Origin of the sequence: Mesorhizobium sp. M4A.F.Ca.ET.050.02.1.1 (assembly GCF_003997725.1) — a bacterium.
In the GTDB taxonomy this organism is placed as follows: Bacteria; Pseudomonadota; Alphaproteobacteria; order Rhizobiales; family Rhizobiaceae; genus Mesorhizobium.
On the sequence record NZ_RZSG01000214.1, the window covers coordinates 1 to 8,167 of the forward strand.

Sequence of the window (8,167 nt, forward strand, 5' to 3'; positions counted from 1 at the left end):
CTCTCCGTCACCGGCGTCGGGGTAAATACTAACACTTGAGAAAGCAGGGAGTTCACGGTCGTCGTCGAACGTCTGACGGTGCAAAACGATGGCGGCCACCGCGTGCCCGGCTTCGTGATGCGCCACAAGCGGCAGATATTGGGAGGCTACATTCATGCGGTGCGGCTCTCAGGTCTAGTTTGCTTTTGCGCATAGGACCGCAATTGTCGTGCCAACTGGGAAAATCGTTTCGGGCAATGCGATCGCTCCGATAGCGTTGCGTCTCCTGTCTGACATTGTTGGGAAGTCGACACGCGCCCGTCGCAATGCGGTCGACCTTCCGCGCGAGTTGGGTGACCCGTGAAGGCGGCCGACCAGGACGATGTTGCGCTGATCGGCGACGAAGGCGCGGCCGGGCGAGATCGCGCATCAGGGGGTGACCGGCGTGTCGGCGAAGTCGAAGTCGTCGATGTCCTTGGCCAGCGGCAACTTGGCGACAGCGAACTGGTATTTGATGGAGCGGGCCTGCTTCTCCGATATCTCGGCCTGCAAGAGATCACCGACAATCCTGGGCGGCTCGTGCCGTCGCTTGATGGCGACGCGCCCATGATCTCGTCATAGGCTCTGCGCATTCCGTAGAGCTTCAGCGCTCCCATCAGTTCCAGTACCTCGGTGCGTTCCATGGCTGTTTGTCCTCCTGAGACTGTCATAGCGGGTGCAGTCGGCGACACTCGTGAGCTAGCTTCAGCGCTTGGGGAATGGAAAGGATCGTGCCCGGCGCCGGATCGCGGCTGCGGGCCAGGATGTTGAGGATCACCGGCGCCGACGATGCACCGTGCTCGATGGCTTCCTGACAGGCGGCCTCGACCGCGCTCAATCCGTCGGTCAGCACCCAGGTGAGGATCAACACCATCTGCCGGTCGACGTCATCAACCGCCTTGAGCTGCGCCGCACCTTCTCCATTGCCGACCGCACGACCCAGCTAAGGAACGGCGCGCGCCGTGTGCCAGGGATCGTAGACGACCTCGTTGCGGCCAAAGGAGCGAACGTGTTCTCCCACGACCACGCCATCCTCTGGCGGATGCGATCCGATCGACATAAGCATGGATCTCGACGGGCCGACCGACGGCACTCGACAGCACCGAGTATTTGTTGTTGTCGAAGCGCACCGTGCAGGTCTTCGACACCGACGGGGGAATGCAGTGGAAGCCGTCGAAGCGACCGGCAGCCGCTCCCGCTGCGGCTTGGCCGCATTCGCCGACAGCAGCCGGTCCCGCGTCTCACGCCGAGCTCCCATGCGGGGATAGGGCTGGTGCTTGCGCTCGTAGCGGAACTCCGTCTGCTCAGAACGCAGGACCTTGCGCACCACCTTGCGCGAGATCTTCAGCTCACGGCAGATCGCCTTGATCGACTTCCCCTGGACCAGCGACAGCCGACGTATCTTTGCAATCGTCTCTAAAACCAACATCCAAAACACAAATGCCTCCGATCAAGCCGGAGGCATCTTGATGACCCCATCGTTAAAGGGTCCCGTTTGGACGAAAATCACCCTTTAAACAGGGTCCCCATTCCACGAAAAATCAATGCACTACCTTCCAAAGCTGCGAGAGATCGCCACCGACCGCTTTGAAGGGGCTTTCGGCGGTCTCGTCAGCGAGGTTGTGGCATGAAGAAACATCAATCCACAGCATTGGGCCGAAGCATGCCACGGGCTCATGCCGCGGGAGAGCGGGAAGATATTCTTGAAAGAAGCGGTCTCCGACATCAATACCGACAGGATGGGCAGCTTTCTCACATCACTTGAGGTCGAGCGTGGCAGTTGCGACCCGCAATGCAAGGCTGGCGGCGATGGATGCCTTTGCGCGGTTCCTGATTTCGGAGCACCCCGAATATTAGGATACGCTGCAACTGGTGGTGACACTTCCCTTCAAGAGGGCGCGTGGGTGGCACCTGTCGAATATCTCGATGAGCCCGGAAATCAAGAGCGTCCTGGCGCGTATCGTCCGCCGCACGCCTTCTGGACAGCGGGATTACGCTCTGTTTTCGCTGATGTTCAATACGGATGCACGAGTTCAGGGATCCTGAATCTTCGATTGTGACCTTCGTCTGGTATCGCCCTGTCCCGCCGAGCAAAGCAACGACCGCCCCACACTGCTCACCCGGTTCGGTGTTCCATACTTGCTGCGCACACATGGCTGCGGGCGAAGGAACCACCATGGCGGAAAAAAGCATCCATCATCGCCCTTTGCGGGACACGACGGCCATCCACCTCGTCAAGGCGGGTGTTGACATCGCCACCATCAGTCGATGGCCAGGCCACTCGGGCTGAACTAACGATGCGCTACGCCCAGGCCGGTATCGATATGAAGCGGCAAGCGCTCGAACAAGGCTTCCCCGACGTGATGTCATCGGCAAAAGATCAGACGATCATCGCTTTGATGGCTGGATGTTTGGCTGGCTGCACCGCTTGTAGACGCTCAGTTATGTGGAGTTGTATCGCGGGAAGTCGCGCGTCTTGGGCTTTTGCGGTGTCAGCTCCACATCTCTCCGCAGTGCACGTTGTCACTGTTGAAGAGCCGTTTGTTCAATCTTCGTCCTGGCACGGCAAGGGTTGTCGATATTGTGGGCGTCTTGCGCTTGCCGAGCTTGTCCGAAATCCAGCGCCGGATCAGGCGTGAACACTGTTGCGTAGTTCGTCAGCCAGAGCGCGGAGAACGTCGGCGCTTCCTTCCAGCGCCGTAAAAGCGTAGGGATTGAGGAACTGTCGGCCCCAGAACAGATTGCGATCTGTGCCGGATAGCGTAGCTTCCTCGCTGACACGCGGCCAATTCTCCGCAATGCATCGGAGCTGGCCTTCAACAATCGCAAGAGCTTCCGGCGCGCTGAGCAGGAAGTGATGCGCCGCTTCAAGGCAGGACGCTATCCGGCTCATGCGGTTATTGCCGCTGATGAGCATGGCCTGGCTGGCCTCCTGGCCACTGCGGGCCTGCGGACAAATATCGTACGCAGGCGTGAGGGTGAGCTTAGCGCCGTCCCAGAATGCCGCATGGTTGCGGGCATGATCGTCGGTGTTGCCGCAAAGTATGTTGAAGACAATGCGGCTGAACAACTCGCGCAGAGTTTCCGACGGCGCGGTGAATCGGTGGCGAATGATCTCCGCCAAATCCTGGTAGCTGGCGTAACGCGCCATCATCTCATCGAGCGCGAGCATCGTCAGCGCTGAGACCATGGATTTGCGTTGCCAGCCGCCCGTGACCTTGATCCGGTCGAATCGCTCGACGAGCAACACGTCGTTGCCTGCGGCGCGAACGAGCGAGACGGATGCCGCTCTGATGCCGCACAAGGCGGCAAGCCGCATGGCTATGAATTCTCCTTTGACGACGCTGTAAAGGTCGGCAGACGAGGAAAATTTCGCGACATGCTTGACGGCGTCACCCTCGATCAGCGCCTTTGGCCTTGCGCCGCCGATCGAGCTGCCGTGATGCAGCGCCTGATCTAATTCGGGGGTGAGCGGAATACCTTTCTCTACCCGCTCCGCCGATTGGACAAGCTCTTCGAGAGTGGCATTGGCCAGTGCGCGCGGCTCGTAATGCATTGGCGAAAACTGAAAATCGAGCGCGCCGATGCGGTCCGAGCCTGATTCCAGCAAGAACGTCAGTTCTGAAATATCGAGCCGCGCGATTTCATCGCCCTTCACACCGAATTTGCGGTTTAGGATAACCCGTCGTCCCCAGGCATCAGGGGCAGCATCGCGGATGCATCCCGGCATGGTTAGGCCAGGAAGCAAAGGCAATTCGCCTGCCTTCAGGGGCAGTTCCGGGAGATAAAGCGGGATCGCGCTTCCCAGTTCACGAAAGCTCCTGCCATAGTTGAAGCTGACGAGTCCGTCATGGGCATATAGCCGCCCGGCGACAACCGGCGCGGTCTCGCCCGGCAGCCAGACCCAGACATAGGCTTCGTCGTACTTGGGGACCTTAGAACTCATCGACGATCTGCTTGCCGGCCTTGTAGACGTGCTTCGGCAGCAGCGCGATGCGATCGTCCATGCGGCCTGTGAGGGCTGTGATGCCATTGCCGTCGGCATCGAACAGCTTCACACCGACAATGGCAGCAGCTTCGAACATCAGTCCGATTTCGACTTTGGGATCGCCCTTCTCGATGCGCTGCAGGGTGCTGCGTGAAACACCGATTCTCTCGGCTAACTCCTGTGCGGTTAACCGGTGCTGCATCCGGCCAAGCCGGATGGTCTTACCGAAAAGGCCAAGCGCTTCCATCGCGTAGCGCGAATAGGTGCGTTTATACGTTGCCTTCATTCGGGTCTCTGTGACCTATGCATGATCCATATCGCCTTCTTTCGAACTTTATATAGGTAATGTCACAGAGCGACTGCCAAAGTCAAGACTCCGTATCGCAAGCGTTACCCATCCGAACGAGGAAGGCGGATATTGCCGACGGCTCCTGCACAACCGGCCAGCTCTGCGCGTCTCGGGCGAGGCGGAGATCTGGCGCTGGATCGCGGACAGCCTTGAGACGCCTCGCATGAGTCATTCATGGGCGGTCCCTGGTGCGGGGCCGCGGCGCTCGACTGCTGGCCGACATTCTCGGCGGCGGGACCCGCATCCGGCTACACCAGCACTTTTCGACCGCATACGCGCCCAGCTTCTCTCCGAAATCATTGCCAATGAGCGCGAACCTCATGCGATCGCCGAGCTGGCCTGGCGGCGCGGAATCTACGCACGCATCCGTATTCGAGACCGCCCAAGGGAGGCTGACTAGCGTAACGCCCTCCGATCTAAGCGCCTTCCACAAAGCCGCTTTCGCACGCGACGGGCTGCATGTGGCGGTCGTAGGCGACATAGATGCCAAGCCCTGAGAGTAAGGCTCTACCAGCTGTTCGGCGATTTGCCTCAGAAACTGGCGCTTGCCGGCGCGAACCAGTGGTATCGCGAGGGCGAGCACGCCGAGCGCTTTTCCTCCGCCCTCCACTGACCACAGACCCGCACGCAACGAAGCCGCGCTCGATCTTATCGTGGCGTGGCTAGGTGCAATGTTTGCTCTCGCCATCAGGCCGGCTTTCCCGATGGCGTGGTCAACCTGATCTATGCGTCCGAAGGTGATCGCGTGGGCCGTGAACTCTGCACCAATTCCAAAGATCAGCTTTACCGGTTCGAACGAGGTCGGACGGCTGCTGATGCGTCAGTGCTCTGACCAGATCAAGAAGGTCAGCCTTGAAACCGGCGGCAATGCACCTTTCATCATCTTCGATGATGCCGACATTGACGGTGCTGTTGACGGTGCGGTCCAGGCGAAGTTCCGCAATGCCGGCCAGACCTGCGTTTCCGCGAACCGCATTTACGTCCAATCGAGCGTTCACGATGAGTCCGCCGAGAAATTGTGGAGAAGGTCCGGCACTTATCAGTGGTCCGACGTCTACTCCCGGAGCGAAGCCGTCGCCAACCCAAGATCGAGTCCCACATCGCAGATGATAATTCGATGCGGGGCCGAACGATAAATATGCATGCTTTGGCCACCCCGAGGCAGGGCTCATTGAGATGATCCGACCGCCTTGGAACAAAGATGGGGTAGAGCAGATGAAGCGTTGGCAGCGTGTCTCCATTCGACGCGAGCGCTTAGGATGGGATCACGATCATTCGCATCACGCGCAGCCGCAAGGGCGATGCCATGGCTACTTTGGAATCGTTGAAGTGGTTTGAGCCGGACAGTCACAAATACACCCGTTACGCCGCGGCTCAGGAAACGGGGCGGCGTCCGGCGGTGGAGGTGCTCGCTGACTTAAAAAGGGTGCGGGCAGTCGTTGCGCTTGAGAGCGACGACATTTGGGATCCGGCACGGGGTGACCTGCTGCCAATCGGCAGTTAACAGGGTCCGACAAAAGTGTGCACAACATGCTGCTGAAGTGGCCTCCGGAAGCGCTACCGGAAGTTACGCGTCTTGAACTTGATAGGGTCGATATGGTCATACTGCATCGACGATGTCGCGCCCCTTCGGCATGCCGCGCGGATCGATGCCCGATCCGCCGTGATGAGCCTCGTCCCTCGGCCGTGCGGCAACGGAAACGGCGTCTTGCGGTTTCCCACGCTGGCCAGCCCGGCCGACAGATCGGTCAGCTCGTGGGCGACGAGGTGCACCACCTCCTCTTCCGTCGGATGCGTCCGCGGACGCCGAGCATGGCCGAAGCAAGAAGCACGCGCCGGAATTTCTCGAGAGATCTTGACCCAGACGACGACGTTTGCCGCACCCGTCTCATCCTCCAGAGGAACATGAAGCCTTTGGCCGAGCCCGGCCGCTGCCGGACCAGCACCAGGCCGGCGGCCTCGAGCCAGCTTCTGCCTCGCGCCTGCATAGCATCCTGACAGGTCACGGTGCGGCGCCGGTTAGGCGGCACGCCGATTTTGGCAACGCTAGCCTGTGAACTGAAGAATGAAGGTCGGACTTGCGGCACATCGATTAGGTTCAAATGATAAGTTGCTGCCCGGCGAGGTCGTTTCAGCGCATCTCGACTGGTGGGTCGGCAAGACAATGCGGAACGGAAATGATCGCAGGCGTAAAGGACGGCTTTCGGGGCCGGAAGCTTCAGGCCTGGAACCGGACCCCAGTTTGGCGCAAGCATCGTGGCCTCCGCCCGGTCAGGCATTCACCGGCTCGCGAAATGCCAATTGATTCTGCTTAACCGGGCATACCTAAACGGCCACTTGCGTTCCGATCTCGACCACACGTCCGGTCGGGATCTGGAAATACTCCGTCGCGTCGGCGGCCGTGCGCGCCAAGCCGATGAACAGCTTGTCCTGCCACACCGGCATGCCGGAGTTGGGTGACGCCTTGAGCGAGCGACGCGACAGGAAGAAGGACGTCGTCATGATGTCGAACTTCCAACCCTGCTTGCGGCAGATCGCCAGCGCACGCGGGATGTTAGGCTGTTCCATGTAGCCGAAGGTCAGTGTCACCCGCATGAACAGCTCATTGATCGTTTCCATCTTGATCCGCTCGCTGTCGGGCACCACGGGCTGCTGCGCCGTCACCACAGAGAGGATGACGTTCTGTTCGTGCAGCGCCTTGTAGTGCTTCAGGCTGTGCATCAACGCGGTCGGCGCACTGGCGGGATCGCTGGTCAGGAACACGGCCGTACCGGACACCAGCTGCGGTTTCTTCTTCAACAGATTGCCCGCAAGGAAATCGAGCGGAATCTGGTTCCTGCGCGTCTTGTCAAATAGATACCTGCTGCCTCTTATCCAAGTCCACATGGTCATCACGATCACTGCGGCAATGGCAAGCGAGGCCCAGCCGCCTTCGAATACCTTGACGATGTTAGCTGCAAAGAAGCCGGTATCGATGAAGACGAACACCGCCATTAAGGCTATCGCGACGCCGAGCGGCCATTTCCAGATGCGCGTCATCACAACAAAAAGCAGTATGTTCGTCACCAGCATATTGCCGGTCACCGAAATACCGTAGGCCGAGGCCAGCCGGCTGGATTCGCCGAAGCCGACCACCAGCAGCATCACCACCAGCGCCAGCATCAGGTTGATGCGCGGCAGATAGATCTGGCCCGACTGTTTTTCCGACGTGTGCTGGATGACGAAACGCGGCAGCATGTTGAGCTGTACCGCTTGCCTGGTCAGCGAAAAGGCGCCGGAGATCACCGCCTGGCAGGCGATCACGGTCGCCGCCGTGGCAAGCACGACCATCGGAATAAGCGTCCAGCCCTGGTTCATCTCGAAGAACGGATGACCGACAACGCCGCCATTTGCCAGCACGAAGGCGCCTTGCCCGACATAATTGAGCAACAGACAAGGGAACACGATCGCCAGCCAGGCGAGCACGATCGGCTTGCGGCCGAAATGGCCGAGGTCGGCGTAGAGCGCCTCGGCTCCGGTGACGGCGAGGAAGACTGCACCAACCGTAACGAAGGCGACGTCAGGCGAGTTGACCAGGAACGACACGATGTAATGCGGGCTGATTGCCAGCAGGATTTCCGGGTCGTCCATGATGTGGTTGAGCCCGGAAAGGCCGATGGCCAGGAACCACAGCGCGGTAACGGGTCCGAACACCAATCCTACGCCGCCGGTGCCAAACCGCTGTACCGCAAACACGATCGCCAGGATGGCCAGTGTCAGCGGCACCACATAGGGCTGGAACGTCGGCGTGACGACATTCATACCTTCGACCG

At 59.9% G+C, this 8,167-nt stretch carries 4 protein-coding genes and 4 pseudogenes; 2 read left to right on the plus strand and 6 right to left on the minus strand.

Annotation, left to right across the window (positions count from 1 at the left end):
* Positions 1 to 348 precede the first annotated feature (348 nt).
* Both EOA33_RS40495 and EOA33_RS40500 read right to left on the minus strand, forming a co-directional pair.
* Positions 349 to 662, minus strand: a pseudogene (locus EOA33_RS40495) (ATP-binding protein); the annotation flags it as partial.
* Positions 663 to 672: 10 nt separating this feature from the next.
* A pseudogene (locus EOA33_RS40500) lies at positions 673 to 1,205 on the minus strand (IS21 family transposase); the annotation flags it as partial.
* A gap of 516 nt (positions 1,206 to 1,721) precedes the next feature.
* On the opposite strand from EOA33_RS40500, the gene EOA33_RS39730 reads away from it, so the two are divergent.
* The gene (locus EOA33_RS39730) at positions 1,722 to 2,078 is read left to right on the plus strand and encodes a hypothetical protein (protein ID WP_126080678.1); all 357 of its coding nucleotides are present in this window, start codon (positions 1,722 to 1,724) and stop codon (positions 2,076 to 2,078) included.
* 569 nt (positions 2,079 to 2,647) lie between these two features.
* On the opposite strand, the gene EOA33_RS16050 is transcribed toward EOA33_RS39730, so the two are convergent.
* Entirely contained in the window at positions 2,648 to 3,964 is a 1,317-nt protein-coding gene (locus EOA33_RS16050; RefSeq protein WP_063169281.1) for a HipA domain-containing protein, read from the minus strand.
* A complete protein-coding gene (locus EOA33_RS16055) occupies positions 3,954 to 4,253 on the minus strand; it encodes a helix-turn-helix transcriptional regulator (RefSeq protein WP_210326673.1) in 300 nt (99 codons plus the stop codon). Before EOA33_RS16055 ends, EOA33_RS16050 begins: the two co-directional genes overlap by 11 nt.
* 650 nt (positions 4,254 to 4,903) lie before the next feature.
* On the opposite strand from EOA33_RS16055, the pseudogene EOA33_RS39070 reads away from it, so the two are divergent.
* Positions 4,904 to 5,400: pseudogene (locus EOA33_RS39070) on the plus strand (aldehyde dehydrogenase family protein); the annotation flags it as partial.
* 512 nt (positions 5,401 to 5,912) lie between these two features.
* Here EOA33_RS39070 and EOA33_RS16070 read toward each other — a convergent pair.
* Both EOA33_RS16070 and EOA33_RS16075 read right to left on the minus strand, forming a co-directional pair.
* A pseudogene (locus EOA33_RS16070) lies at positions 5,913 to 6,373 on the minus strand (OB-fold nucleic acid binding domain-containing protein); the annotation flags it as partial.
* Between the two features lie 307 nt (positions 6,374 to 6,680).
* Positions 6,681 to 8,167: potassium transporter Kup (locus tag EOA33_RS16075; protein WP_145989164.1), on the minus strand; the 1,487-nt coding region annotated here is incomplete at its 5' end.

Bases quoted from the DNA above. Each gene is read 5' to 3' on its own strand.
- EOA33_RS16050 (WP_063169281.1), bottom strand. From the start codon at position 3,964: ATGAGTTCTAAGGTCCCCAAGTACGACGAAGCCTATGTCTGGGTCTGG.
- EOA33_RS16055 (WP_210326673.1), bottom strand. From the start codon at position 4,253: ATGGAAGCGCTTGGCCTTTTCGGTAAGACCATCCGGCTTGGCCGGATG.